The following is a 25,546-nucleotide window of genomic DNA, read 5'->3' as shown; positions in this document are numbered from 1 at the left end:
TGCTCTCAGACGGTTGCCGATACCGGCGTAATTGGCGCCACGGGAACATTCGCCGCCTGGGCTCTGCAATACGCGTCCCGCCCGTGAATGCGCTCAAGGTATGGGTGCGCATTGTCGCAAATGTCGACCCCATAAGCGATGGCCCAATCGAGGCACGTCGTGAGCAGGAGGTCGGCGCTGGTGAATTGGTCGCCCATCAGGAACTGGCGCCCGTCCATCAGCGCGACCTCCACATGCCGCAATTGTTGCTGGAAATATTGGCCGGCTTGGGCGACGACCTCGGGGGCGACGCCATAGATGTGTCCGAGCGCATCCGCCCGGTGACGGCGCATGACATAGAGGCTCGTCGAATCGAGCTCGGCCACGACAAAGAAGCACCATTCGAGCCACGCGGCATAGTCGCGGGTGGCTTCCGGAATCAGCGAGCGCTCCGGCGTGGAATACATGCGCGACAGGTACGCGACGATCGCGGCGCTTTCACCGATGCAGAAGTCGCCATCCTGCAACAGCGGAATCTTCTGGCGGGGATTGAGCCGGGTGTATTCAGCGGTCTTGGTTTCGCCTGTCCGTGGTCCGATCGGCTTGACCTTGTAGGACAAGCCGAGTTCGTGCATCGCCCAATGTGCACGAATGGTGCGGCTTGTTCCGGCACCCCACAGGGTGAGGTCGGGTGTCGTACTCATCACCACTTCTCCACCGACGGGCGAAGATCGAGTTCATGGGTCCAGCCGTCGCGGCTCTGCTGATGCGTGAACCAATAGGCTTCTGCGATAGAAGAGGTCTTCGTCAGGCTGTCCGGCGGGATCTCGCTTGCCTCGATCCCCTTCGCCGCTTTCATGCGCTGGTGGATGGCTTCGCTGTCGACACCGGCGTCGATGATGAGATGGACGACGTGGATGTTCTTCGGCCCAAGCTCGCGCGCCATGGCCTGAGCCACCGCGCGAAGCCCGAACTTCGCCGACGAAAACGCCGCAAACCCCTGGCCGCCGCGAATGCTGGCCGTCGCACCGGTAAAGAAAAGGGTGCCGTGCCCGCGCGGCAGCATGACGCGCGCGGCCTCGCGCCCGACGAGAAATCCGGCGTAGCAGGCCAGCTCCCAGGCCTTGAAAAACAGTTTTTCGGAGGTCTCCACGAGAGGCTTGTTGACGTTCGATCCGGCATTGAAAAGGCAGACCTCGATCGGTCCGATCTTCTTTTCGATATCGGAAAAGAGCTTCTGGACCTCGGCTTCCTGCCGCGCATCGACGCTGAAGGCATGGATGCGATGGCCGTCAGCCGTCAGCTCGTCCACCAGCGCCTGGGATTTGGTTGCGTCACGCCGACAGATGCAAACTGTGTAGCCGCCTTTGGCAAAGCGCCGGGCGACGGCGGCCCCGATCGCATCGCCCGCGCCCACCAGGATCGCCACGCCGGGACCTTCCATGATCGCTTCTCCCTATAAGTTCTTATTTGATACCTATAGCTAGCCGTTCGCAGCAATGTTGTAAACGACGTTCTGTAAGTCCAAAGAAAAGCGACAGCTACTCTGCCGTTCCGGCGCGAAATCGCCGGATGGCAATTTAGCAATTGACGAGTTCTAAAAAAGAACGTTAACTCCAATCCGAATAGGCCTTGACAAAGAACCGGGCCGATCGTTCGGGAGGTTGGCAGTGGCGGGCTCTTTCAGGCGCGGTCGATATCACCGGCGACCGGGTGATCACGGTGCGCGGACAGCGCATTATGCGGGATGCTCCGGCACCGGCAGAGCAGCTTCAACAGATCTAACCTAATCCGGGAGACGACCCTTGCAGAAGAGAAACGCAACCGTGGCCGTGATTGGTGCCGGCGACTATATCGGCAGCGAGATCGCAAAGAAGTTTGCCTCCGAGGGCTTCACAGTGTTTGCGGGGCGCCGCAACGGCGCCAAGCTCGATCCGCTCGTCAAGGAGATAGAGGCGGCCGGCGGCGAAATCCACGCGCGTTCGCTCGACGCGCGCAAGGAGGAGGAGATCATTTCCTTCCTGGGAGACGCCGACAAACATGCGCCGCTCGAGGTCTGCATTTTCAACATCGGGGCCAACGTCAACTTCCCTATCCTGGAAACGACCGAGCGCGTCTTTCGCAAGGTCTGGGAGATGGCCTGCTATTCCGGCTTTCTCGCCGGCCGCGAAGCCGCGCGGCTGATGCTGCCTCGCGGCAAGGGCAACATCTTCTTCACCGGCGCCACGGCGAGCCTGCGCGGCGGCATCGGCTATGCCGCCTTCGCCAGTGCCAAGTTCGGTCTGCGGGCCGTTGCCCAAGCCGCGGCGCGCGAACTGGGGCCGAAGAACATTCACATTGCGCATCTCATCATCGACTCCGGGGTCGACACCGAATGGGTGCGCCAGCGGCGGGTCGAGGCGCTCGGTCCGGACGCCCTCGACAATCCCGATCTCTTGATGCCGCCGTCGTCGGTCGCGGAATCCTATTGGCTGCTGTATCAGCAGCCGCGCAGCGCCTGGACCTTCGAGCTGGAGATCCGCCCCTTCGGTGAGAAGTGGTAGCGGAGACCGCTGCGATGGAGCTCAATCTTTCCAGTGAGGACGCTGCCTTTCGCGATGAGGTGCGCGCCTTCATCGCAGAGAATTATCCGGCGGAAATGCGCGTTCCGAATCCCGAGACCGATTTGACCAAGGAGCAATCGCTGCTCTGGCATCGCATTCTCTACAATAAGGGCTGGATCGCGCCGTTATGGCCCAAGAAGTATGGCGGTCCGGGCTGGTCGATCACGCAACGCTTCATCTTCGAGCAGGAGACCTCCCGGGCCGGAACGCTGCCGCCGCTCGCGTTCAGCGTGACCATGGTCGGGCCGGTGATCTACACGTTCGGCAACGAGGCGCAGAAGAGGCGCTTCCTGCCGCGGATTCTCTCCGGCGACGATTGGTGGTGCCAGGGCTATTCGGAGCCGGGCTCCGGCTCGGACCTTGCGACCGTCAGAACCAAGGCGGTGCGCGACGGCGACCACTACATCGTCAACGGCCACAAGACCTGGACCACGCTGGCGCAGCACGCCGACTGGATTTTCTGCCTGGTGCGGACCGACCCGAACGCGAAGCCGCAATCCGGCATCTCCTTCCTGCTGATCGACATGAAGTCGCCCGGCGTCACCGTGCGGCCGATCATCACGATCGACGGCAGCCACGAGGTCAACGACGTCTTCCTCGAGAACGTCCGCGTGCCGGTGGAGAACCTCGTCGGCGAGGAGAACAAAGGTTGGACTTACGCCAAGTTCCTGCTCGGCAACGAGCGGACCAGCATGGCGGGCATCGGCCGGTCGACCCGTTACATCGGGAAGCTGAAGCAGATCGTGAAGGCCGAGATACCAGCGCACGATCCGGCACATCTCGAGTTTCTGCGGGACATCGCCCGCATCGAGCTCGATGTCCTGGCTCTGGAGGCGACCGAATTGCGCGTGGTCGCCCAGATGGCGCGCGGCATCGACCCGGGGCCGGCGGCGTCGCTGTTCAAGATCCGCGGCACCGAGATATTCCAGAGCATCACCGAACTCACTCATCGCGCGATTGGCAATTACGGCCTTGCGATCCGCGAGCATCCGATCAGCACCAACCACTTCATGCCGGGCCCGGAGTACGCTCATACCGCGTCGGAGAAATATCTGAACGCGCGCAAGCTCAGCATCTACGGCGGATCGAACGAGATCCAGCGAAACATCATCGCCAAAGCAGTGCTCGGTCTTTAGGCGCGGCGCATCGGGAGGATCGGATGGACATCCAGTTTACGGAAGAGCAGGACATGCTGCGATCCAGCGTCCAGCGTTTGCTGCGCGACCAATACGATTTCGACACGCGCCGCAAGATCGTGGCGAGCGAGCAAGGCTTCAGCCGGAAGCATTGGGAGGCCTTCGCGGAGCTCGGGTTGCTCGCGGCGCCGTTCTCCGAGGAGGTCGGCGGTCTCGGCGGCGGTCCCTTGTCGACCATGATCATCATGCATGAGTTCGGCCGGCACCTCGTCATCGAGCCTTTCGTCGAAACGGTGGTGCTGGCCGGCGGCCTGATCGAGCAGATTGGCACGCCGGAGCAGAAACAAGCCTTCATCCCCGGCATCATCGACGGCACAAAGACCTGGGCTCTGGCCTGGACGGAGAAGGAATCGCGCTTCGATCTTGGCAATGTCACGACGACGGCGCGGCGCGAGGGCAATGACTACATCCTGAGCGGCGCGAAGACGATGGTGATCGCCGCGCCGTGGGCCGACGATCTGATCGTCTCGGCCCGGACCTCCGGCGATGACCGTGACCGTGGCGGCGTCAGCCTGTTCGTGGTCGATCGCCGCGCCGCCGGCGTCGATCTTCAGAGCTTCAAGACCATCGACGGCCGCCGCGCCGCCGAGATCAGCCTGCGCGAGGCTCGCGGGCAATTGCTCGGACTGGAAGGCGAGGGCGTTGCCGCGCTGGAGGCCTGCCGCGATCGCGCGATCGGCGCGCTCTGCGCGGAAGGCGTCGGTGCGATGGGCGAGCTGAATTCCGCCACACTGGAATATTCGAAGACCCGCAAGCAGTTCGGCACCACCATCGGCTCCTTCCAGGTGCTGCAGCATCGGATGGTCGACATGTTCATCGCGCATCAGGAGGCGCTCTCCCTGCTGCAACATCTCAACCTCAGCCTCGCTGCGGGCGATGTGGGACTCCCGCGGCTCGCCTCGGGCGCCAAGTCGAAGATCGGCTATGCCGGCAAGTTCGTCGCCGAGCAGGCGGTACAGCTTCATGGCGGCATGGGAATGACCGACGAGCTCAACGTCGGACATTATTTCAAGCGAATCTCCTCCATCAACATCCAGTTCGGCGATCCCGCGTTCCACGTGCTGCGCTACGCGCAGCTGGACGCAGCCGCGTAAACAGAGAGGCCAGCATGACGACTGAAGCAGTCATCGTTTCCACGGCTCGGACCGGCGTCGGCAAAGCCTATCGCGGCGCGCTCAACAACACGGACGGCCCCACCATGGCCGGGCATGTGATGGCCGAAGCAGTGAAGCGGGCCGGCATCGCGCCCGGCGAAGTCGAGGACGTGGTGATGGGCTGCGCGATGCAGCAAGGCACCATGGTGATGAACGTCGCCCGCAAGGGCGCGATCCGCGCTGGCCTGCCGGTCACCGTCGCCGGCACCACCATCGACCGCCAATGTGCGTCGGGGCTGCAGGCCATCGCAGTTGCAGCGCGGTCGGTCATGCTCGATGGCGTCGAAGTCGCGATCGGCGGCGGCATCGAGTCGATCAGTCTCGTGCAGAACGAGCACATGAACAAGTTCCACGCCGTCGACGATGAGCTGATGGCGATGAAGCCCGAAATGTACATGTCGATGCTCGAGACCGCCGAGATCGTCGCCGAGCGCTACAAGATCGGTCGCGACAAGCAGGATGAATATAGTCTCGAATGTCAACGGCGCGTCGGCGCTGCTTGGCAGGCCGGCCGGTTCAACGACGAGATCGTGCCATTCACGACCAGGATGGCGCTTGTCAACAAGGACACCAAGGAGGTCACCTACGAGGAGGTGACGCTGACAAAGGACGAAGGCCCACGCCCCGAGACCACGGCCGAGGGCCTGTCGAGGATCAAGCCGGTGTTCGAAGGCAAAACGATCAGCGCGGGCAATGCCAGCCAGCTTTCGGACGGTGCTTCGGCCTGCGTCATCATGAGCGACAGGATCGCGGCCAGGAAGGGCCTCAAGCCGCTCGGCATCTTCCGCGGCTTCGTCGCCGCTGGCGTCGAACCCGACGAGATGGGCGTCGGCCCGATCGTCGCGATCCCGCGCTTGCTCAAGCGCCATGACCTCAAGATCGACGACATCGATCTTTGGGAGCTGAACGAGGCTTACGCGGTGCAGGTGATTTATTGCCGCGACAAGCTCGGCATCGACCCGGACAAGCTCAACGTCAACGGCGGATCGATCGCGATCGGTCATCCCTACGGCATGACCGGAGCGCGGCTTACCGGCCACCTCCTTCTCGAGGGCCGGCGGCGCAAGGCAAAGTACGGCGTGGTGACCATGTGCATCGGCGGCGGCATGGGCGCGGCGGGACTGTTCGAAATCATTCACTGAGCGGAAAACGCGGGGAGGTCATTCGTGAAGACAGCGATCACTGAACTGTTCGGCATCGAACATCCGATCATCCAGGGTGGGATGCACTATGTCGGCTTTGCCGAACTCGCAGCCGCGGTGTCGAATGCCGGCGGGCTCGGAATCATCACCGGCCTGACGCAGCGAACGCCGGAACTGCTGGCTAAGGAGATCGCGCGCTGCCGCGACATGACGGATAAGCCATTCGGGGTGAACCTGACTTTCCTGCCCACCTTCAGCGCGCCGCCCTATCCGGAATACATCGCTGCGATCAGAGAGGGCGGCGTCAAGATCGTCGAAACCGCCGGGCGCAGCCCCGAACAGTACATGCCGGCCTTGAAGGCGGGCGGCATCAAGGTGATCCACAAATGCACCTCGGTCCGACATTCGCTGAAGGCCGAGCAGATCGGCTGCGATGCCGTCAGCGTCGATGGCTTCGAATGCGGCGGCCATCCGGGCGAAGACGACATGCCCAACATGATCCTGTTGCCGCGTGCGGCCGAGGAACTGACGATCCCGTTTGTTGCCTCCGGTGGCATGGCGGACGCGCGCAGCCTGGTTGCGGCGCTGGCAATGGGCGCCGCCGGCATGAACATGGGCACGCGCTTCATCGCCACCAAGGAGGCGCCGGTGCACGAGAACGTCAAGAATGCCTTGGTGCGGGCGTCGGAGCTCGATACAAGGCTGGTCATGCGGGCGCTCCGCAACACCGAGCGGGTCCTGAACAACAAGGGCGTCGAGCAGCTGCTCGGGGTCGAGCGGGAGAAAGGCAAGAGCCTCAAGATCGACGACATCCATGATCAGGTGGCGGGCGTCTATCCCAAGGTGATGATCGAGGGCGATATGGACGCGGGCGCCTGGAGCTGCGGCATGGTCGTCGGGCTCATCCGCGACATTCCAACCGTGAAGGAGCTGGTCGACCGCATCATGGCGGATGCCGAGCGACTGATTAGGGGCAGGCTTACGGGATTTCTCGACGCCGACAGCGGGGCCGCGCTGAAGGTGGCGTGAAGCCGCGGCGAGCGGCTCGGCCTTTTGTGGATCGAGCAGCAAAGAGACTTGGCCTGCCGCATCGATGCGAGCCAAGGTTCCTCGCGCTCAATTGACGTTGTCGCCGAACATGTTGCGAAAGGCCGTCGCCACCGCGGCGACGCCGCTCACGCCTTGCATCAGCGCGATCTCACCTTGCTGCTCATGGCGGAGGGCATGAGCCATGATGCGCAGGCGCGGATCGCCACGGCTATGCCACATCTGGTCCGCCATCTTCACCGCACCCCGATGATGCAACGTCATCATCTCGACAAAGAGGCGGGCGAACGCCTCGGGCGCGGCGATCCTGACTTGACGCATCTCGGCCGGCGTCAGAAAGCCCGGCATGGCGGAGCGCTCCTGCGCGGTGCAGTCCGGCATCTCCGTGTCGAACCAGCTCAGCCACCAGTTCTCGAAGATTGTTTTCTCGCCGGTCTGGCTTGCGATCATCAGCATCGCGAGCTTCTGCAAATGCGGGTCTTGCGCACGCTCGGTTGCGATCCGCGCAAGCTCGATGCCTTGCGCGTGGTGGGTGGTCATGTGCCGGATATAGGCTTGGTCGACATCCCTGTCGCGTCCCATCCACGGCAGCTCGTAGCCATGGCGGCCGAAAAAAGCGATCGTCCCGAGCAGTGCGATCACGACCAGGGCGCCGGTGATCCAGGCATTGGTGAAGCGCAGATCGCGGGCGGGCGTATCGCCGTGGGCCCAGCGCAGCCGCGCGAACAGGGGATACATCACGGCCGACGAGCCGTGCACCAGAAGCCCGATCCAGTAGGGCTGCTGCAGCGTGAACAGGGGCTGCCAGAACGGAAAAAGCGGTACCAGCACGAACCATTCCATGCCTGAGGAAAACACCGCCCAGGGCAGCGCGAGCAGCAGGATCGTCAGCGGCCGCAAGTCCGCCGTCCAGCGTCCCAGCACGCCGAAGAAGACAACCGCCCAGGAAAAGTCCGCCCATTGATGGAACGCGATGCCGGTGACGACCGCGCTCCATGAGGGCTCGGCGCTGATCGCCCAGTCGCGCGCCGGAATGGTGGCGACAATCATCCAGTCGACCGCTGCATCGCGGCCGATCCGGGCGGCGAAGAGCTGGCTGACGATGGTCGAGAAGGTGCTGCTGATCAGGCCGAGCGCGATGGCCGCGGTCCAGCGCGAGCGGCGTCGCCTCCTGGTGACGTAAAGCGCCGGCTCGGACGGCGCGTTCACGTCAGCTGCTGGAGCTTCTTCAGCGGATTGAGCTCGCTCGGTTTGTCCTGTTCGTCGCGGCCGCGCTCCGCCTCGGCCTTGCCGTCGTCGTGGAGTTCCTGATCCCCGACGATCTCGCCGACGGCCTGTTTCGCCTTGCCGGCGATCCGCTGCTTAAGACCCTTCACCTTGCCCATTGCAGCCTCCAAGCTCACGCCGCCGCCCCGGCCCCAAAGGGGGGAATGAGCGCCGGAGCTAGCGGTTTCGTCCAAAATGCGTCCGGCAGCACGGGGGGAGATGCCGGAGGCGTTGATCAGACTCCTCGGCGCGCCGATGGTTCCTCCGATCATCGCCGCGCGAGCTCGATGATCACGCCTTCATTGCCCCGAAGCAGGATCGATGCATCCGGCAATGCTTCGCACGGCCGGTCCAGGTGCGTCGACATCAGCAGGCGCCCGCGGCCCTGCCAGTGCCATCTTCGCGGCTCGGCGGCCATGTTGAGCGCGACCAGCACTTCGCTTGGGCCCGCCAGGCGCTTGAAGGCGAGCACGTCGTTTTGCGAGCGTAGCGGCGCGTGGCTGCCGTCGCGCAGACAGGCATGCTCGCGCCGTAACGCGATCAGCGCGCGAAACAGCGCCAGGAGGGAACGCTCGTCCCGTCTCTGCTGCGCCACGTTTGGCGCATCGCCGGGCCCGAGGGGCAGCCACGGGCTGCCCGTGGTGAATCCGCCGCTCTCGCCGTCATCCCAGCGCATCGGCGCGCGCTCGGGGTCGCGGCAAAGTCCATAGCCCGGCACGAGCTTCTCGAAGGAATCGTGAACGCGATCGGCCGGAATGGGAACGCGCTTGCGGCCGATCTCGTCGCCCATGAAGAAGAACGGCGTTCCACGCAGCGTCATCAACAGCATCGCGAGCACGCGCATCTGCGCCGCACCGATCTTGCTCGCGATCCGCTGCTTGTCATGCCCGCCGATCACCCACACCGGCCAAGCGCCCTTGGGAATGGCGTTGAGATAGGCGTCGATGGTCGCCTGGAGCGACAGCGCGTCCCATTGCGAGTCCAGCAGCGCAAAATTCAGCGGCAGGTGCAGGCGAGGTCGATCGTTGCCGTAGAAGTGGCCGATCCGGTCGATCTTGCCCTGAACTTCGCCGCACAACACCCGGTCCGGATAGCCATCGATCACCTCCCGGATGAATTCGATGCACGACATCGTCTCCGGCCGGTCGTCGGTAAATACGAGCGTATGGCGTTGTGGCGGCGGCCTGTCCTTGGCTTTCGGGTTCGGTGGATTGTCGCGCAAGAGATCGTCCTTGATCAGCACGGCGCTGGCATCGACGCGAAAGCCGTCGACGCCGCGGTCGAGCCAGAAGCGTATGACGTCGGCGATCGCTGCTCTCACGTCCGGATTGCGCCAGTTCAGGTCGGGCTGCTCGACCAGGAAGGAGTGGTAATAATATTGCCGCCGCGCCTCACACCATTCCCAGGCGCTGCCGCCGAAACGACTGAGCCAATTGTTCGGCGGCCCGCCATTCTCGGCCGGATCGGCCCAGACGTACCAATCGGATTTCGCGCTGTGGCGCGAACTGCTGCTCTCGACGAACCAGGCATGGTCGTCGGCGGTATGATTGGGGACAAGGTCGAGAATGACCCGGATGTCTTCCGCGTGCAGGGCACTGAGGAGGCGATCGAACGCGTCGAGCGTGCCGAAACTCGGGTCGATTGAACAATAATCGGAGATATCATAGCCGAAATCGCGAAAGGGGGTGCGGTAGATCGGCGTGAGCCACACCGCATCGACGCCGAGCCATTTCAGGTAGTCGAGCCGCGACATCAAGCCGGCGAGGTCGCCTTTGCCGTCGCCATTGGAATCCTGGAACGAGATCGGCGCGATTTCATAAACGACTGCGGATTGCCACCACGCGCGTTCGTCACGGGATTCGTTCATTGCCTCGATTCACCTCGTTACGGTTGGTCTCTCGCGCGAGCTCAGGATCGCTCGGGCATGGGGTGCGCGGCGATCTGCTTCGCGCCGCTTCTGGCGTTTTCCAGCCCCTTGGGGAAGCCGCTGCGGTTCGGATAGAGCTTGCGCCTTGCTTCGCGCGGCGGCCGCCGCGGCCTGGTGTCCTGCGCGGCGCGATAGTCGAGCATGGCGATGCCCCCGACCATCAGGAGGGCCAGCGCGATATTGCTTTTCTTGGGATTGTCGGATGTCAGTCCGGAGAGCAGCGCGGCGGCATCGAGGCCGTCGCCGCCGACGCGGGCCCAGAGGCCGGCGTTCTTGTCCACGGACAGCGACATGATCCCGGCAAGGATCTCCCGCACGCCGAAGGCGCGGACCAGCGTCTCATGGCCTTCCATGCCCAGCGTCGCGGTGATGCGCCGTGGCGCAAGGAATTCCACGGCGCCGAGACCGATACTGAACCAGCCGAGCGCGCGGGCGAGCTGGTCTTCCGGTCGCTTCAGGCTCGGCCCGCCCTCGAGGATTTTCGGATCACCCTTGGTGCGGACGATGTTGGAGAAGTGAAACATGGCGGACTTCCTCAGGGCTTCAGCACGACCTTGACGCAGGAGTCCCGCTTGTCGCGAAACACCTGGTACATCTCGGGGCCTTGGCTGAGCGGCACGGTATGGGTGATGACGAAGGACGGATCGATCTCGCCTTGCTCGATGCGGCGGAGCAGGTCGTCGGTCCAGCGATTGACGTGGGTCTGGCCGGTCCGCATCGTCAGCCCCTTGTTCATGAACGCGCCCATCGGCATCTTGTCAGAGAAGCCGCTATAGACGCCCGCGACCGAGATGATGCCGCCGGGACGGCAGACATAGATCATCTCGCGCAGCACGTGGGGCCGGTCGCTCTCCAGCATCACCATCTGCTTGGCGCGGTCGAGCAGCGTGTCCGGTTGCGAGGCCATCACATGCGCCTCCATGCCGGCGCAATCGATGCACTTCTCCGGTCCCTTGCCGTCGGTGAGTTCGTTCAGCCGTTCAACCACGCTCTCGGTCTCGAAATTGATCGTGGTGGCGCCGCCGGCTTCCGCCATGCTGAGCCGCTCGGGCAGGCAATCGATCGCAATCACCTGGTTGGCGCCGAGCAGGATGGCGCTGCGGATCGCCATCTGCCCGACCGGGCCGCAGCCCCAGATCGCGACAGTGTCGGTCGGTTCGATGTCGCACTGCACCGCGGCCTGCCAGCCGGTCGGGAAGATGTCGCTGAGGAACAACAGCTGCTCGTCGGGGATGCCGGCGGGAACCTTGATGTGCGTGGCATCGGCATAGGGCACACGCAGATACTCCGCCTGCCCGCCGGGATAGCCGCCGGTCAGATGCGTGTAGCCGAACAGGCCGGCGCAGGAATGACCGAACACCTTCTCAGCCAGATGACGCTTGCGGTTGGTGGTCTCGCAGACCGAGAAATTGCCGCGCTTGCACTGGTCGCATTCGCCGCAAATGATGGTGAACGGCACGACGATGCGGTCGCCTTTCTTCAGCTTGCCGTCGACGCCGGAGCCGACCTCGACCACTTCACCCATGGTCTCATGGCCCATGATGTCACCGGGCAGCATGCCTGGGATGAAATTGTGGAAGAGGTGCAGGTCCGAACCACAGATGGCGCAACTCGTGACCTTGATGATGGCGTCCCGCGGGTCTTGGATCTCCGGGTCGGTGACGCTGTCGCACCGGATGTCCTCCTTGCCATGCCATACCAGCGCCTTCATCTCCGTCCTCCGCCATCAATCACGTGGCATCTAAGTCCAGGAATGAACGATGGTTGCTATGCGACGCGCAAATTCCTCGCACTGCACGAGCTTGGGGCGAAATTGGAACAGGGTGGCCGGTCGGGCGATTGGGCGTCATCATCCCAATCCGCAAGGATATGCCCTATGCCCGCCAATCAACTCGCCGTCGTCACCGGCGCCTCAACCGGTATTGGCCTGGAACTCGCCAGGTGCTGCGCCCAGGCAGGTTTCAATCTCGTCATCGCCGCGGACGAGCCCGCGATCGAGCGGGTGGCCGTCGACCTGCGTAGGCTCGGCGGTAGCGTGGAGCCGGTCGAGACCGATCTCGCCACCACTGAAGGTGTCGATAAGCTCTGCGCCGCGATTGCCGACCGGCCGATCGACGCGCTGCTGGCGAATGCCGGCATCGGCCTCGGCCGGGCCTTCCTCGATCAGGATTTCCAACGCATCAGGCGCGTCGTCGACACCAACATCACCGGCACGCTTGACCTGATCCACCGCGTCGGCAATGCGATGCTGCGCCGCAACTCCGGGCGCATTCTCATCACGGGCTCGGTCGCCGGCTTCACGCCCGGCAGCTTCCAGGCGGTGTACAACGCCTCCAAGGCTTTTCTTGACTCGTTCTCCTTCGCTCTGCGCGAAGAGCTGCGCGATAGCGGTGTCACCGTCACTTGCCTGATGCCCGGCGCCACCGACACTGAATTCTTCCGCCGGGCCGAAATGATGGACACCAAGGTCGGCACCGAGCAGAAGGATGGCGCTTACGACGTAGCCAAGGCCGGCTTCGATGCAATGCTGCGGGGTGAGGCCGATATCGTCACCGGGTTGAAGAACAAGATCCAGACGACGGTCGCCAACATCACGCCGAACGAGATGCTGGCCAAGCAGCATCGGAAGATGGCCGAGCCGGGCACGGCAAAATCGTAGCGCGTGAGTGCACCAACTCTCGCGGCTCGCCGTAAACGGCGTCTGGTTCCGTCCGCTTTGCCGGCGAAAGCGCTGACCTTTGCGTAACCGGCGGGGCCGCCGACTGCAGAGGAGGACTGGCGTTGGTGAACATGGCCGCTGCATCATCATCGAAGACCGCCGTCTATGCCGCGCTTGCCGGCAATTTGCTCGTCGCGGTCACCAAGATCGGCGCCGCCATATGGACGGGAAGCTCGGCGATGACCAGCGAGGCCGTGCACTCCGTGGTCGATACCTCCAATGAGGTGCTGCTGCTCTACGGCTACCGTCGCGCCAGCCGTCCAGCGGACGAATCCCATCCGCTCGGCTATGGGCGCGAATTGTATTTCTGGAGCTTCATCGTCGCCCTGCTGATCTTTGCGCTCGGTTCGGGCGTCTCGCTCTATCAGGGCGTCGTGCATGTCGTCGCGCCTGACCCGATCGAGGATCCCATCGTCAGTTTCATCGTGCTCGGGCTGTCGTTCCTGTTCGAGGGCGCCTCGTGGCTGGTCGCACTGCGGCGTTTCCGCTCGGACGCGGCGCGGTTTGGCTACTATCAGGCCTTTGTCCGCAGCAAGGACCCGCCCGCCTTCATGGTGCTGCTCGAGGACAGTGCGGCGCTGGTCGGTATCGTCATTGCGGCCGCGGCAACGGCGGCGGCGGTATGGCTGGCGCAGCCGGTGTGGGACGGCGTCGGCTCGATCCTGATCGGGATTCTCCTGGGGATCACGTCCGTCGGGCTCGCCCGCGAGAGCAAGAGTCTATTGATCGGCGAGCCGGCGCACCCTGAGCTTGCGCGATCGATCCTCGAGATCGCGCGGCGCTCGCCGGGTGTGCTACAAGCCAACGGGCTCCTGACGGTACAACTATCCCCTGACGAGATCGTCGCCGCCCTCAGCGTCGAGTTCGCCGACGAGAAGCGCGCCGACGATATCGAGCAATGCGTGATCTCGCTCGAGAGTGAAATCCGCAAGCATCATCCGAGCGTCGCGGCCCTGTTCATCAAGCCCCAGACGAACGCGCGCTTTCACGCCGTTCGGGCGAAACGCTGGAGCCGGAGGTCCTAGCCACCGGCGGCGTTTGCGGCGCCCGGCACCACCAAGCCAAAGAAAGCTCCGAGCCTTGGCAGATGTGATGCAGCGAGCGTATTGCAGCCGTTATGAAATTCTGCGGGCGCGAGCGTGCTGGCCGCGACAGGCCATCGCCGTCAGGGACTTGAGATCATCCCAGTCAAACAACACAGGTCCCCAACGGCCGCAGCCATTCTAACGCAAGGGATCTACATCAGTGTGCTTCGAGCGCAGAATCCCTGAGGGAAGCGGACGCGCTTTGCGACCGCCACGCGAATCCGCACAGCGGATCGGCCTGCACCACTATTGTCGCGCAGCGATGGCGGTCATCTCGAGCTTGACGCCCGAGCCGAGATCGGCGACGCCAATTGCGGCCCGCGCCGGCAGATGAGCTTCTGCAAAGTGCGCCTTCCAGGCCGCATTGAACTCGGCCTTCTCCTTCAGGTCGGTCATGTAAATGGTCACCTGCAAGATGTTGGTCAGATCGGATCCGACGGTCTTCAGCAGCTGCGCCAGTTGCCGGAGGACGTCGTTTGCCTGGCCCGACATATCGAGGCTCGTGTCCTCGGGAACGATTCCACCGATGTAAAGCACGCCATTGTGCTCGACCACTTCGTGGAGCAGACCTTCGTAAGGCGAGACGCGCTTGATCATGATGAGACCGTTGTGGCTTGAGGGGAGGGACGCATATCGCACAGGTTGAGGACCAATACGAGCCCCGTGCCGCGCTCGTGCTCCGCTCGATGCCTTGCCCTTCACACACGGGAGCCCGGCGTTTGCATCAGCCCGGATCTCGATGACATCGGGATGCGGATCGCTATACTGCCACCACATACCGGAACAAGGACGATCTAATGGACGACACGATTGGCTTCCCCGACCCCGGCCTCGACCTGTCCGACGGCTTCAAGCCGCATACTTCGCATTGGGGCGTGTTTTCCGCGCGTCAAGGCAAGGCCGGGCTCGAGGTGAGGGCCTATGCGGGGGATCCCGATCCGAACGGCATCATCGACAATTTTCCGGGCGCTCTGCGGCATCAGGTCCGCATCGCCCAGCCGGCGATCCGCCGCGGCTGGCTCGAGCGCGGTCCCGGCCCGGACGATCGCCGCGGCCGCGACGAATTTGTCTCCGTGAGCTGGGAGAAGGCGCTCGATCTGCTCGGTGACGAGCTGGCGCGTGTCCGCGACACGCACGGCCCCGGCGCCGTGTTCGGCGGCTCCTATGGCTGGTCGAGCGCGGGCCGCTTTCATCACGCCCAGAGCCAGGTGCATCGCTTCCTCAACATCGCGATGGGCGGCTATGTGCGCTCGGTCAACACCTATTCTTCCGGCGCGTCCTCGGTGCTGCTGCCGCAGATCCTGGCCGGATACGAGGATATCACCAAGCGCAACGTCACCTGGGAGCAGATCGCCTCTGACACCGAGATCGTGCTGGCCTTCGGCGGCATGGCGCTGAAGAATTCCATGGTCGCCGGCGGCTCGATCAGCAAGCATGTCGAGCGCGGCGCCATGGCAGCGGCACGCCGGCGCGGCTGCGAGTTCGTCCTGGTCAGCCCGCTGCGCGACGATCTTCCGGTCGAAGCCGGCGCCGAATGGCTGAGCTGCGTGCCCGGCACCGATACCGCGCTGATGCTCGGCATCGTCCACACGCTGGTGAGCGAAGGCTTGCACGATCAGGCCTTCCTCGATCGCTATACGGAGGGGTGGCCCGTCTTCCTGCGCTATCTCACCGGCGAGAGCGATGGGCAAGCGAAGCACGCCGAATGGGCCGCCCCGATCTGCGGCGTCGACGCCGACAATATCCGCGCGCTGGCGCGCCGGCTCGCCGGAAAGCGCGCACTCATCACCGTATCGCATTCGCTGCAGCGCGCCGAACATGGCGAGCAGCCAGTGTGGAGGGGGCTGGTGCTGGCGGCAGCGCTCGGCCAGATCGGTCTGTCCGGCGGTGGCTATGCCTATTCGTTAGGTGCGATCGGCTATTACGGCCGCCGCGTCAACGACGTGCCAGGACCGACGCTGGGGCAGGGCCGCAACGGCGTTGCCGATTTCATTCCGGTCGCGCGCATCGCGGACATGCTGCTCCACCCGGGCGCTACCTACCGTTACAATGGCGAGACGCGCACCTATCCGGACATCCGCCTCGTCTACTGGGCCGGCGGCAATCCCTTCCATCACCACCAGGACATCAACCGTCTGCGCAAGGCGTTTGCGAAAGTCGACACGCTGGTCGTGCACGAGCTCGGCTGGACCGCGACGGCCCGGCATGCCGACATCGTGCTGCCCGCGACCATGACGCTGGAGCGCGAGGACATCGGCTATTCCACCAACGATCCCCTCATGGTCGCCATGCACCGGATCGCCGAGCCGTTTGGTCTTTCGCGCGACGACTATGAGATCTTCGCCGATCTCGCCGAGCGTCTCGGTGCGCGCGAACCTTTCACTGAAGGCCGCAGCTCGCGGCAGTGGCTCGAGCATCTGTATGAGCCGACCCGCGCCTCGCTGGCCAAGCGTGGCCTGGAGGCGCCGAGCTTCGATGAATTTTGGCAACGCGGCAGCCTGATCGTGCCGCAGCAGCCCGATGACGGCGGCAGGCTGCGCCGCTTCCGTGAGGATCCCACAGGTCACGCCTTGCCGACGCCGAGCGGCCGCATCGAGATCTTCTCGGCGAAGATCGCAGGCCATGGTGATGCGGATTGTCCCGGTCATCCGGTCTGGCTGGAGAAGACCGACACACCGAAGCCCGGTGCGCCGTGCTTCCTCGTCGCCAACCAGCCGGTGACGCGCCTGCATAGCCAGCTCGATTTCGGCGGCCATTCGCTGGCCGCCAAACACCGCGGCCGCGAGGTCGCGCGCATGAATCCGCGTGACGCTGATGCGCGCGGCATCAGGGATGGCGATATCATCCGCCTGTTCAACGACCGCGGCGCCTGCCTTGCCGCAGTTCACGTCACCGACGGCATCGCGCCCGGCGTGGTGCAACTGCCGACCGGCGCGTGGTATGACCCGATGGATCCCGAGGACGACGCGCCGCTCTGCGTGCACGGCAATCCGAACGTGCTCACCCGCGACATCGGCACCTCGTCCCTGGCGCAAGGTTGCACGGGGCAGTTGACAGCGGTCGAGGTGGAAAAGTTCACGGGCAATCTGCCACCGATCCGGGCGTTCGATCCGGTGTAGGGTATTCGTCGAAGCCCGGATGGAGCGCGAGCGTATTCCGGGACCGCTCGTCCAGCATCGGCCGCTCACGCCCGGGCGCGCGATGTCCGGTGCTGCTCCTTCGTGACGATGCCTGCCGACAGCGTGACCAGACCCATCAGCGCGGCGAGCAGCCAGAACGCCGTTGGCAGCCCACTGGCGCGAGCAACGAAGCCGACGCCGGCGGGACCGAGGAGGACGCCGGCATAGCCGGCAGTCGTGATCGCCGCGACGGCGAGGCCCGTTGGCATGGCTTTCTGCTTGGCCGCCCCGCGGAACAGCACCGGCACCAGATTCGATGCGCCGAGGCCGATGAGCAGGAAGCCGGCTATGGCAACCGCCGCAACGGGAGCCGTGAGCAGGACCACGAAGCCCGCGATGGCGATGAGGCTTCCCCACAACAGCGTGGCGCGGTCTCCGATGCGTGCGACGACGGCGTCGCCGCCGAGCCGCCCCACGGTCATCGCGATCGAGAACACCATATAGCCGGCGCCGCCTTGCGCCTCCGAGACGAGACCCGCGCCGATGACGAGCAGAGCTCCCCAATCGAGCATCGCGCCTTCGACGAGGAAGGTGATGGCGCCAAGCAGCGCGAGCAGGAGCACCGATCCGTGCGGCAGCACGAACAGAGGGCCGTCCTGCACCTGCGCTGAGCGGAGCAGGCGCGGCCAGGTCACCAACATCGCGATCAACATCAGGATAGAGCAGACCAGCGCGCAGGTGAGCGCGCCGAATTGCAGCGAGAGCAGTGCCGTCATCAGCGCAGAGCCGGCGAAACCGCCGATGCTGAACAGCGCGTGGAAGCCGGACATCAGCGGACTGGCTGCGGCGCGCTCCACCTCCACCGCATGGATGTTCGTGGCGACGTCGATCGAGCCGAGCGCGGCCCCGAACGCAAAGAGCGCCAGCGCCAGCGCTGAGGGCGAGCTTGCGATCGCAAGCAGCGGCAACACCAGGGCGAGACCGAGCCCGCCCGCGATGATGATCGGTCTGCTGCCGTAGCGCGCACTCAGCACGCCGGTCAGAAGCATGGCGAGGACCGAGCCGATGCCGAGGCTGAGCAGCAGCAATCCGAGCATGCCGTCGTCGACGCCGAGGCGCGTCTTCGCGAACGGCACCAGCGGTGCCCAGCACGCAATGCCGAAGCCCGCGACGAGGAAGGCGAGCCGGGTCGCAAGGCGTGTTGCCGGCCGATCGGCAGAAAGCATGGGAACTCCGGGGGAGCATGGGCGGGCGGCCGACAAGCCCCAGGATTGCCGCGCCATTATGTCCGAGCGGTGCACGAATTGTCGCAGGCAGCTCGTGAAAAATGCAAGCGGGCGCCGGCGGGGGAGAGGCCCCATGGCCCCGCGCATCGGCTGGGCGAGGTGGGACTAGGCGCCCCAGCTGGTGAAATGTGGATGGATGTAAACAGACTAGCCAGGCCGGCGCGGGTCCGTGAGGCAAAACACCCGATCGTTTCCATATGTGTCGGCGTCAAGCCCTAAGGGAAAAAATATTTCGCTTTACCGAAATTCGGAAATGGCGTATGTGTCGCCCATCCCGGCTCATCCGAGAGGGGCGGTCATGTGTCGTGATGATCGCGGAGCCGGGCTTGCGGTGGACGCGGCAGCGTCGGGCGCGAGAGGCCAGGGGCAGGGCGGATTGCTCTCCGTGAGCCCTTAAACTTCGCGCAGACGGACGGCGCTGTCAGGTTCGTCGCGCCAGCATGTCGATGGCAAGGTGCACAACGCCGTCGAACCCTGCGGCGCAGGCGAGCCGCGCGTACGGCAAAACCGTGTGGTCCTGGCCGTCGTTGCTACGGTCAAGCTCTTGCGGATGCGGCATTGGCGTCAACCGGCGCGGTGTCCGTGACTTCTACGAGGGCGAGGGAGGCCAGAACGAATTCGGCTCCCAGGAGAGCGCGGCATAAGCCGTCAAACCACTGCGCAGGGAAGGCCGTGTGTTGGGCTTCACCTGTATGCCGCTGTGCAGTTTTCTGCGTGTGCCTTTCGCACAGCAGACCGTGGGTGCCAGCCGGCATCCGGCCTTCCCTGCGCCCTCCCGGCTTTGAGGGTGGAGCGCCGAAGCAAAGCTCGGGCGAAATCCGCCGCGAGAATGCGAAGGCGTGTCTGCGACTACACGCGCTGTCTTCGCTCGGCCTTGGCCGGGCGATCCAGTACTCCGAGACCGTTGTGGATCAATCGACAGGCCGTGGCGTACTAAATTCCCCGCTTTCGCGGGGAGAAGCTCGTTCTAACCGCCGAGGATGCGCCGACAGGCATCGACGAACACCTGCGCGCCGGTGACGATGTCGGCATCGGCGGTATTCTCGGTCCAGTGGTGGCTGATGCCGCCGATCGATGGTACGAACAGCATCCCCGCGGGCATGATCGTTGCCAGCATCTGCGCATCGTGCCCGGCGCCGCTGGGCATGCGGACCGATCGCCCGCCGGCCAGGGCCTTGCTTGCGGCTTCGATCGCATCCTGAAAGCCGGCGTTCATCATGGCCGGCGCGCCGGTGCGCAGTTTCTCCACCGCGACGGTGCAGGGGCCCTTCGCATTGACCTCGTCCGCCATAGTCCGCAGCAACTGCTCCAACCGCGCGATGACCGCCGGGTCGTCGTCGCGCATCTGGAACAGCATTTCCGCGCCGCCAGGAATGATGCTGGGTGCGCCGGGATCGAGCGTGATGCGACCGGTGGTCCACACCGTGCGCGGGCCGCAGGCATCAGGGAAACGCTCGTCGATCGCGACGCAGAATTTGGCCAGCGCCAGGCCCGCATCCTTTCGCACGGCCATGCGCGTGGTGCCGGCGTGGTTCTGCTCGCCGACGAACTTGATCCGGTATTGCCAGATGCCGACGATGGAGGTCACGACGCCGATCGCGAGGCGGCCACTTTCGAGCGTGTCGCCCTGCTCGATATGGGCCTCCAGATATCCGACGTGCCGGCCGGGCGGGGCGGTGATGCGCGGACGTCCTGCGAGCCCCATGTCGGCGAGTGCGTCGCGCATGGTGCGGCCGCTGGTGCGGTCGCGGGCAGCATCGATGTCGGCCTCGGTCACCTGACCGACATAGGAGCGTGAGCCGAGGAAATGCCCAAAATGTCCTTCCTCGTCGCACCAGGCGGCGACCTCGACCGCGCCTTCGAACGAGGGATCGGCGTTGAGCACGCGTGCCGCCTCGAGCGCATAGACGACGCCGAGCGGACCGTCGAGCCAGCCGGCGTAGTTCTGGCTCTCAAGATGCGATCCCGCCAGCAGCTTCGGTCCCGGCTTCGCGCTGGTACCGAAGACGTTGCCGATGCCGTCGATGGCAGCGGAGAGGCCGGCGTCAGGCAGCTTCCGGATCAGCCAGTCCAGCGAAAGCTTGTGCGGCTCGGAGAAGGTCGGCTTGTGCACGCCGGTCTTGTAGGCGCCGATGGCGCGCAGCGCGTTGAGGTCGGCGAGGACGCGTTTCCCGTCGGCGCAGGGCGGAGTGTCAGGCATGTTCGGCAACCTTCAGCGCCTCGGTGCGAATCTCCTCGACCAGCCGCTCCTTGAGCTTGACGAATTCCGGCGTGGTCTTGATCTTGTAGGAGCGCGGATGCGGCAGCTCCACATGGATCTCGGCCTTGATCCGGCCCGGGCGCGCGCTCATGACGACGACGCGGCTACCGAGGAAGATCGCCTCCTCGATGTCGTGGGTCACGAACAGCACCGTCTTCTGGTCGCGCTCCCAGATCCCCAGCAGCATCTCCTGCATCAAGGCGCGGGTCTGGTTGTCCAGCGCGCCGAACGGCTCGTCGAGCAGCAGGATCTTCGGATCGTTGGCGAGCGCGCGAGCGATCGCGGTGCGCTGCTGCATGCCGCCGGAGAGTTGCTTCGGCCAGTGGTTCTCGAAGCCGGACAGTCCGACCTGGCGGATGAAGGCATCGGCGATCCGTTTGCGCTCGTCTTGCGGCACGCCGCGCTCGCGCAGGCCGAAGGCGATGTTCTCGCGCACGGTCAGCCAGGGGAACAACGTGTAGGACTGGAACACCATGCCGCGATCTGCGCCAGGGCCGGCCACCTCGCGCCCGTCAAGCGTGACTCGCCCGCTGGTCGGGCGATCCAGGCCCGCGACGATGCGGAGCAGCGTGGACTTGCCGCAGCCCGATGGGCCGAGGATCGTAACGAAATCGTTGTTGCCGATGATGAGATTGGTCGGCTCCAGCGCCTTGGTCGGCGCGTTGCCGTGGCGTGCCGGGAAGGTGCGCGAAACCTGTTCGATCTTGAGCGTCGTCATGCGAGCTTCCATGGAAACAGCCAGGCATTGAACGCCTTGAACAGGAAGTCCGAGATCAAGCCAATCAATCCGATCACGATGATGCCGAAGATGATCTGGCCGGTGTTGAGCAGCGCCTGACTGTCGGTGATCATGTGGCCGATGCCGGAGGACGAGCCGATCAGTTCGGCGACGATGACGTAGGTCCAGGCCCAGCCCAGCACCAGCCGCAGGATTTCCGCGATCTCGGGCGCGGAGGAAGGCAGCAGCACGCGGCGGATGATGCCGCGGTCGCTGGCCCCGAGTGTATAGGCCGCCTCGACCAGGTCACGGCGCGTCGCGCCGACGGTCACGGCGACCATCAGGATGACCTGGAACACCGAGCCGATGAAGATGACGAGCAGCTTCTGCAACTCGCCGATGCCGGCCCACAGGATCAGGAGCGGAATGAATGCGGAGGCAGGCAAGTAGCGCGCAAAGGAGACGAACGGTTCGAGGAACGCTTCGACCGGCTTGTAGGCGCCCATGAGCACGCCAAGCGGCACCGCGATGATCGCGGCGAGAGCGAAGCCGCCGACGACGCGCCAGATCGTCATGCCGATATCGTAGACGAAGCCCTGCTTGGCCAGCAGGTCATACCCTTCCTGCACCATGGTCAGCGGGTTGGCGAGGAAGGTCTTCGACACATGGCCGCCGAGCGTTGCCCACGACCAGAGGGCAACGAACAGCACGAAGAATGCAAGGCCGTACGCCATGCGTTGCTTCGATGTCACGGGATCCAGGGGACGCATCAAACTGTCTATCCGAATAGCCGATCATGCGCCGGTCCCGCGCTTCAGCGGAACCGGCAACTTGCAGAGGTTTACTTGATGAAGCTCGCGTCGAAGAGGTCCTCGACCTTCGGCGCGGCCTTGATGATGCCGATTTCGAGCAGGAGGTCGGCGGCCTCCTTGTTGAAAGTCAGGAAATCGCCGGCGAAGAACTTCTGGTTCGCGGCCTTGTCCTGCCAGCGCAGATATTTCGCCGAATTGCCGAACTGCTCGCCGGTCTGCTTCACATCGGCGCCCATGATCTCGTAGGCCTTGGCCTGATCCTTGGCGATCATGTCGAGCGCCTCGAAATAGCTGTCGGCGAGCGCCTTGGCGGCCTTGGGGTTCTCCGTTAGGAACTTCGGCGTGCAGCCAAAAGTGTCCATGACCATCGGGTAGTCGAGCGTGGTCGCGATGATCTTGCCCTTGTCCGGCGCGGCGCGCACGGTCGAAAGATAGGGTTCATAGGTCATCGCGGCATCGTTCTGGCCGGAGACGAAGGCCTGCGCAGCTGCAGCCGGCTCGAGGTTGACGACGGTGACGTCTTTCACCGACAGGCCATTTTTCTTGAGCATCCAGGCCAGCGCGAAATAAGGCGAGGTGCCGGGCGCGGAGGCCGCGACGGTCTTGCCCTTCAGGTCCTTGATCGAGGCCAGGTCGTTGCGGACGGCCATGCCGTCGGCGCCGTAGCTCTTGTCGAGCTGGAAGATCTGCTTGGTGGCGACCCCGTTGGCGTTCCAGGAAATCCAGGTCTCGACGGTCGTTGCCGCGCACTGGACGTCTCCGGAGGCGATCGCGAGGTGACGGTCCTTCTGCGGGATTTTCTTGATGGTGACGTCGAGGCCGTTCTTCTTGAAGATGCCGGCTTCCTTCGCCAGCGTCAGCGGCGCAAAGCCCGTCCATCCGGAGATGCCGATGCCGACCTTGATGTCGTCGGCGAGCACCGGAGTGGAGGCCGCGAGGGCAATGATTGTCACAAATACTTTCGAACTACGCATGATTGTCGTCCTCTTGCCGATCGATGGATTGACGTCGTGTTGATCCTTGTCGGTCCATTTGGACCGTTGCCCGAAGCATTGCACGAATTGTGCCGCCATTATTCTCTCAGCCTCCCTTGAATCGTGCGACAAGGCGGTGAGAGTCACCGGGATAGAGCAGGCGCACCGCGGTGATCGTGCGCGCGCTGCGCCAGGTATAGCGGTCGATCACGAGGCAGGGCGCGCCGACCGCGATGTCAAGTGCCTTCGCGGCGCGATGATCCGCAACAATGGCGCTGATGGTATGCTCGGCCTCGGTCCACGGGACATGGTGGAGTAGCCACGAGCCTGGCGGCTCGCGCGAGAAATCCGCGGTCGCAGCGTTCGGCACGGACGCAAGGTCGATCAGCCTGTCCTCGACGGCGAACGGCACGTTGTCGGCGCTATGCCGGCAGGCGATCGCGACCACCTTGCCGGACTTCTTGACGCCGAGGCGGGCGCGGTCAGCGGCGGTCGCTGTGCGCAGCTTGCGGCCGATCAGCTCGTAGCCGTAGCTGCGGCCGAGCGAGATGATCTCGGCACGGATGTCGGCGATCTTGAGCACGGCAGACTGATGCTGCGGCCGGCGCACGAAGGAGCCGGCGCGCCGCCGCCGTTCGATCAGGTCGGCTTGCGCCAGCTCCGACAGCGCCTTGTTCACCGTCATGCGCGAGCAGCCGTAGCGCGCGACCAGCTCGTGCTCGAAGGGGATGCGATGCCCGGGGGGCCATTCGCCGGTCAAGATGCACTTTTCGATATCGGCGCGGATTCGCTTGTAGAGCGTCGGCTTGTCGGCCGCATCGGTTGCGAGGCTCATGCGACGAGCCTCCGGACGGAGGCGTTGAAGCGCTCGCGGGCGGCTTGGCGCAGCTTGTGCCGGCCGCCCTCAACCACTTTGTCGCCGCCGGCCCAAACGCAATCGATTGCGCCGCTGCCGGCCGCAAAGATCCAGGCGTCGATGATGGCGTCGCGTGCGCGTCCCGCCAGAGATGGATGTGCCGTGTCGAGCGTGACGATGTCAGCGCGCGCTCCCGGCGCAAGGCCGACGGTCGTCTGCGCCAGCGCTTGTGCACCGCCCGCAAGCGCATGGTCGAACAGCGTGCGTCCGGTCGAGCGCCCGGCGCCGCTGGAGAGCACGTTACGCTGGCGATGCTTGAGGCGCTGGCCATATTCGAGCTGGCGTAACTCGTCGGCGACGCCGATCAGCACGTTGGAATCGGTGCCCACACCGAACGCGCCGCCGGCATCGAGGAATTCGCGTGCCGGAAAGATGCCGTCGCCGAGGCTTGCTTCGGTGATCGGACAGAGACCCGCGACCGCGCCGGTCTTGGCGAATGCGATGACTTCCTCATTCGTCGTGTGGGTGGCGTGGATGAGGCACCAGCTTTGATCGACCGGCGCGTGCTCCAGCAACCATTGCACAGGTCGCCGTCCCGACCATGCCAGGCAATCCTCGACTTCCTTCACCTGCTCGGCGGCGTGAATGTGCACCGGCCCGCCATCGGCAAGCGGAATGATCGACTTGAGCTCGTCAGGCGTCACCGCGCGCAGACTATGCGGCGCGATGCCGATATTGGCGCCCGGCAACCCGCTGATCGCCTTGCGCGAGGCGGCCATAAGGGCGGCGAACTGATCGACCGAGCAAATGAAGCGGCGTTGGCCTGCATGCGGCGGTGCGCCTCCAAATGAGCCGTGCGCATAAAAGCTCGGCAGCAGCGTCAGCGCAATGCCCGACGTTTCGGCAGCCTGTACGATGCGCGTGGCCACCTCGCCGACGTCGGCGTAGGGCGAGCCATCGCGATCATGATGCAGATAGTGGAATTCGCCGACGCGGGTGAAACCCTGCTCCAGCATCTCGATATAGAGCAGCGTTGCAACCGCCACGACGTCGTCCGGCGTCATCGCCAGCGCGAAGCGATACATCGTCTCGCGCCAGGTCCAGAAGGTGTCGGTGCTATCGCCGCGCAGCTCGGCGAGACCCGCCATGCCGCGCTGGAACGCGTGGCTGTGCAGGCTCGCCAATCCCGGAAGCGCGATTGCGTGGCGCTCGTCGCCGGCTACCGGGGCCACGCCCGGCGTCACCGCCGCGATCGCGCCGGCGGTGACGACCACCTGCACGTCATTGGCCCAGCCCGAGGGCAGGAGCGCGGAGGCGAAATGCAGTCGGGTCATGATTACACGCCGGCTGGACAGAACCGCCCCACGATTATATGTCTAGACATATAAGTCAAGCATCGCACG

23 protein-coding genes are annotated in these 25,546 nt (G+C 64.5%); 8 read left to right on the top strand and 15 right to left on the bottom strand.

Translation table 11 applies throughout. The annotated features are described in order from the left end of the window. Positions 1 to 5: 5 nt before the first annotated feature. Complete coding sequence (locus IVB01_RS21305) at positions 6 to 683, bottom strand: glutathione S-transferase family protein (RefSeq protein WP_256464860.1); 678 nt, start codon at positions 681 to 683, stop codon at positions 6 to 8. Next, positions 683 to 1,423: an SDR family NAD(P)-dependent oxidoreductase gene (locus IVB01_RS21300; RefSeq protein WP_247280444.1), complete on the bottom strand. Its 741-nt coding sequence runs from the start codon at positions 1,421 to 1,423 to the stop codon at positions 683 to 685. Before IVB01_RS21300 ends, IVB01_RS21305 begins: the two co-directional genes overlap by 1 nt. A gap of 361 nt (positions 1,424 to 1,784) precedes the next feature. Here IVB01_RS21300 and IVB01_RS21295 point away from each other — a divergent pair, with 361 nt between their 5' ends. Genes IVB01_RS21295 through IVB01_RS21275 form a run of 5 tightly spaced genes read left to right on the top strand, consistent with a single transcriptional unit; the run spans position 1,785 to position 7,103 of the window. Further along, complete coding sequence (locus IVB01_RS21295) at positions 1,785 to 2,522, top strand: SDR family oxidoreductase (protein WP_247280445.1); 738 nt, start codon at positions 1,785 to 1,787, stop codon at positions 2,520 to 2,522. Positions 2,523 to 2,536: 14 nt separating this feature from the next. Then, complete coding sequence (locus tag IVB01_RS21290; RefSeq protein ID WP_247280446.1) at positions 2,537 to 3,718, top strand: acyl-CoA dehydrogenase family protein; 1,182 nt, start codon at positions 2,537 to 2,539, stop codon at positions 3,716 to 3,718. Positions 3,719 to 3,741: 23 nt separating this feature from the next. Beyond that, entirely contained in the window at positions 3,742 to 4,872 is a 1,131-nt protein-coding gene (locus IVB01_RS21285) for an acyl-CoA dehydrogenase family protein (RefSeq protein WP_247280447.1), read from the top strand. A 14-nt stretch (positions 4,873 to 4,886) separates the two neighbouring features. Further along, positions 4,887 to 6,074: an acetyl-CoA C-acyltransferase gene (locus IVB01_RS21280; RefSeq protein ID WP_247280448.1), complete on the top strand. Its 1,188-nt coding sequence runs from the start codon at positions 4,887 to 4,889 to the stop codon at positions 6,072 to 6,074. A gap of 24 nt (positions 6,075 to 6,098) precedes the next feature. After that, positions 6,099 to 7,103: a nitronate monooxygenase family protein gene (locus IVB01_RS21275; RefSeq protein ID WP_247280449.1), complete on the top strand. Its 1,005-nt coding sequence runs from the start codon at positions 6,099 to 6,101 to the stop codon at positions 7,101 to 7,103. Between the two features lie 87 nt (positions 7,104 to 7,190). Here IVB01_RS21275 and IVB01_RS21270 read toward each other — a convergent pair whose 3' ends face one another. The 5 genes from IVB01_RS21270 to IVB01_RS21250 form a co-directional block, all read right to left on the bottom strand. Further along, a complete protein-coding gene (locus tag IVB01_RS21270; RefSeq protein ID WP_247422305.1) occupies positions 7,191 to 8,330 on the bottom strand; it encodes a DUF305 domain-containing protein in 1,140 nt (379 codons plus the stop codon). Then, positions 8,327 to 8,506, bottom strand: a complete 180-nt coding sequence (locus tag IVB01_RS21265) for a CsbD family protein (RefSeq protein WP_247280451.1) — start codon at positions 8,504 to 8,506, stop codon at positions 8,327 to 8,329. Before IVB01_RS21265 ends, IVB01_RS21270 begins: the two co-directional genes overlap by 4 nt. A 149-nt stretch (positions 8,507 to 8,655) precedes the next feature. Continuing rightward, positions 8,656 to 10,254, bottom strand: a complete 1,599-nt coding sequence (locus tag IVB01_RS21260) for an alpha-amylase family glycosyl hydrolase (RefSeq protein ID WP_247280452.1) — start codon at positions 10,252 to 10,254, stop codon at positions 8,656 to 8,658. 41 nt (positions 10,255 to 10,295) lie between these two features. Beyond that, positions 10,296 to 10,838 (bottom strand): hypothetical protein, encoded by a 543-nt coding sequence (locus IVB01_RS21255; RefSeq protein WP_247280453.1) that lies wholly within the window; start codon positions 10,836 to 10,838, stop codon positions 10,296 to 10,298. Between the two features lie 11 nt (positions 10,839 to 10,849). Further along, positions 10,850 to 12,025 carry a zinc-dependent alcohol dehydrogenase gene (locus tag IVB01_RS21250; RefSeq protein ID WP_247280454.1) on the bottom strand — a complete coding sequence of 392 codons (1,176 nt, stop codon included), beginning with the start codon at positions 12,023 to 12,025 and terminating at the stop codon, positions 10,850 to 10,852. Between the two features lie 165 nt (positions 12,026 to 12,190). Here IVB01_RS21250 and IVB01_RS21245 point away from each other — a divergent pair, with 165 nt between their 5' ends. Both IVB01_RS21245 and IVB01_RS21240 read left to right on the top strand, forming a co-directional pair. Next, the gene (locus IVB01_RS21245; RefSeq protein WP_247280455.1) at positions 12,191 to 12,973 is read left to right on the top strand and encodes an SDR family NAD(P)-dependent oxidoreductase; all 783 of its coding nucleotides are present in this window, start codon (positions 12,191 to 12,193) and stop codon (positions 12,971 to 12,973) included. Positions 12,974 to 13,104: 131 nt separating this feature from the next. Then, the gene (locus IVB01_RS21240) at positions 13,105 to 14,058 is read left to right on the top strand and encodes a cation diffusion facilitator family transporter (RefSeq protein ID WP_247280456.1); all 954 of its coding nucleotides are present in this window, start codon (positions 13,105 to 13,107) and stop codon (positions 14,056 to 14,058) included. Between the two features lie 306 nt (positions 14,059 to 14,364). On the opposite strand, the gene IVB01_RS21235 is transcribed toward IVB01_RS21240, so the two are convergent. Further along, complete coding sequence (locus IVB01_RS21235) at positions 14,365 to 14,715, bottom strand: RidA family protein (protein ID WP_247280457.1); 351 nt, start codon at positions 14,713 to 14,715, stop codon at positions 14,365 to 14,367. Between the two features lie 200 nt (positions 14,716 to 14,915). On the opposite strand from IVB01_RS21235, the gene IVB01_RS21230 reads away from it, so the two are divergent. Further along, entirely contained in the window at positions 14,916 to 17,237 is a 2,322-nt protein-coding gene (locus IVB01_RS21230; RefSeq protein ID WP_247494831.1) for a molybdopterin guanine dinucleotide-containing S/N-oxide reductase, read from the top strand. A 65-nt stretch (positions 17,238 to 17,302) separates the two neighbouring features. Here IVB01_RS21230 and IVB01_RS21225 read toward each other — a convergent pair whose 3' ends face one another. The 7 genes from IVB01_RS21225 to IVB01_RS21195 form a co-directional block, all read right to left on the bottom strand. After that, positions 17,303 to 18,463 carry an MFS transporter gene (locus tag IVB01_RS21225; RefSeq protein WP_247280459.1) on the bottom strand — a complete coding sequence of 387 codons (1,161 nt, stop codon included), beginning with the start codon at positions 18,461 to 18,463 and terminating at the stop codon, positions 17,303 to 17,305. Between the two features lie 1,027 nt (positions 18,464 to 19,490). After that, on the bottom strand, positions 19,491 to 20,723 hold the full coding sequence (locus IVB01_RS21220; protein WP_247280460.1) for a Zn-dependent hydrolase: 1,233 nt from the start codon (positions 20,721 to 20,723) through the stop codon (positions 19,491 to 19,493). Then, positions 20,716 to 21,501: an ABC transporter ATP-binding protein gene (locus tag IVB01_RS21215; protein WP_247280461.1), complete on the bottom strand. Its 786-nt coding sequence runs from the start codon at positions 21,499 to 21,501 to the stop codon at positions 20,716 to 20,718. Before IVB01_RS21215 ends, IVB01_RS21220 begins: the two co-directional genes overlap by 8 nt. Then, entirely contained in the window at positions 21,498 to 22,271 is a 774-nt protein-coding gene (locus IVB01_RS21210; RefSeq protein ID WP_247280626.1) for an ABC transporter permease, read from the bottom strand. Before IVB01_RS21210 ends, IVB01_RS21215 begins: the two co-directional genes overlap by 4 nt. A gap of 71 nt (positions 22,272 to 22,342) precedes the next feature. After that, on the bottom strand, positions 22,343 to 23,287 hold the full coding sequence (locus IVB01_RS21205; RefSeq protein ID WP_247280462.1) for an ABC transporter substrate-binding protein: 945 nt from the start codon (positions 23,285 to 23,287) through the stop codon (positions 22,343 to 22,345). Positions 23,288 to 23,393: 106 nt separating this feature from the next. Beyond that, complete coding sequence (gene hutC / locus IVB01_RS21200) at positions 23,394 to 24,122, bottom strand: histidine utilization repressor (protein ID WP_247280463.1); 729 nt, start codon at positions 24,120 to 24,122, stop codon at positions 23,394 to 23,396. After that, positions 24,119 to 25,477, bottom strand: coding sequence for a formimidoylglutamate deiminase (locus IVB01_RS21195; protein WP_247280464.1), 1,359 nt, complete (start codon positions 25,475 to 25,477; stop codon positions 24,119 to 24,121). Before IVB01_RS21195 ends, hutC begins: the two co-directional genes overlap by 4 nt. Positions 25,478 to 25,546 lie beyond the last annotated feature (69 nt).

This window comes from Bradyrhizobium sp. 164 (assembly GCF_023073715.1).
Lineage (GTDB): Bacteria > Pseudomonadota > Alphaproteobacteria > Rhizobiales > Xanthobacteraceae > Bradyrhizobium.
This window is presented reverse-complemented; position numbering and strand designations above follow the sequence as displayed.

Excerpts from the sequence above, each read along its gene's own strand:
- IVB01_RS21305 (WP_256464860.1), bottom strand. The coding sequence starts at position 683 with ATGAGTACGACACCCGACCTCACCCTGTGGGGTGCCGGAACAAGCCGC.
- IVB01_RS21300 (WP_247280444.1), bottom strand. The coding sequence starts at position 1,423 with ATGGAAGGTCCCGGCGTGGCGATCCTGGTGGGCGCGGGCGATGCGATC.
- IVB01_RS21290 (WP_247280446.1), top strand. The coding sequence starts at position 2,537 with ATGGAGCTCAATCTTTCCAGTGAGGACGCTGCCTTTCGCGATGAGGTG.
- IVB01_RS21285 (WP_247280447.1), top strand. The coding sequence starts at position 3,742 with ATGGACATCCAGTTTACGGAAGAGCAGGACATGCTGCGATCCAGCGTC.
- IVB01_RS21280 (WP_247280448.1), top strand. The coding sequence starts at position 4,887 with ATGACGACTGAAGCAGTCATCGTTTCCACGGCTCGGACCGGCGTCGGC.
- IVB01_RS21265 (WP_247280451.1), bottom strand. The coding sequence starts at position 8,506 with ATGGGCAAGGTGAAGGGTCTTAAGCAGCGGATCGCCGGCAAGGCGAAA.
- IVB01_RS21260 (WP_247280452.1), bottom strand. The coding sequence starts at position 10,254 with ATGAACGAATCCCGTGACGAACGCGCGTGGTGGCAATCCGCAGTCGTT.
- IVB01_RS21255 (WP_247280453.1), bottom strand. The coding sequence starts at position 10,838 with ATGTTTCACTTCTCCAACATCGTCCGCACCAAGGGTGATCCGAAAATC.
- IVB01_RS21250 (WP_247280454.1), bottom strand. The coding sequence starts at position 12,025 with ATGAAGGCGCTGGTATGGCATGGCAAGGAGGACATCCGGTGCGACAGC.
- IVB01_RS21245 (WP_247280455.1), top strand. The coding sequence starts at position 12,191 with ATGCCCGCCAATCAACTCGCCGTCGTCACCGGCGCCTCAACCGGTATT.
- IVB01_RS21240 (WP_247280456.1), top strand. The coding sequence starts at position 13,105 with ATGGCCGCTGCATCATCATCGAAGACCGCCGTCTATGCCGCGCTTGCC.
- IVB01_RS21235 (WP_247280457.1), bottom strand. The coding sequence starts at position 14,715 with ATGATCAAGCGCGTCTCGCCTTACGAAGGTCTGCTCCACGAAGTGGTC.
- IVB01_RS21230 (WP_247494831.1), top strand. The coding sequence starts at position 14,916 with ATGGACGACACGATTGGCTTCCCCGACCCCGGCCTCGACCTGTCCGAC.
- IVB01_RS21225 (WP_247280459.1), bottom strand. The coding sequence starts at position 18,463 with ATGCTTTCTGCCGATCGGCCGGCAACACGCCTTGCGACCCGGCTCGCC.
- IVB01_RS21220 (WP_247280460.1), bottom strand. The coding sequence starts at position 20,723 with ATGCCTGACACTCCGCCCTGCGCCGACGGGAAACGCGTCCTCGCCGAC.
- IVB01_RS21215 (WP_247280461.1), bottom strand. The coding sequence starts at position 21,501 with ATGACGACGCTCAAGATCGAACAGGTTTCGCGCACCTTCCCGGCACGC.
- IVB01_RS21210 (WP_247280626.1), bottom strand. The coding sequence starts at position 22,271 with ATGCGTCCCCTGGATCCCGTGACATCGAAGCAACGCATGGCGTACGGC.
- IVB01_RS21205 (WP_247280462.1), bottom strand. The coding sequence starts at position 23,287 with ATGCGTAGTTCGAAAGTATTTGTGACAATCATTGCCCTCGCGGCCTCC.
- hutC (WP_247280463.1), bottom strand. The coding sequence starts at position 24,122 with ATGAGCCTCGCAACCGATGCGGCCGACAAGCCGACGCTCTACAAGCGA.
- IVB01_RS21195 (WP_247280464.1), bottom strand. The coding sequence starts at position 25,477 with ATGACCCGACTGCATTTCGCCTCCGCGCTCCTGCCCTCGGGCTGGGCC.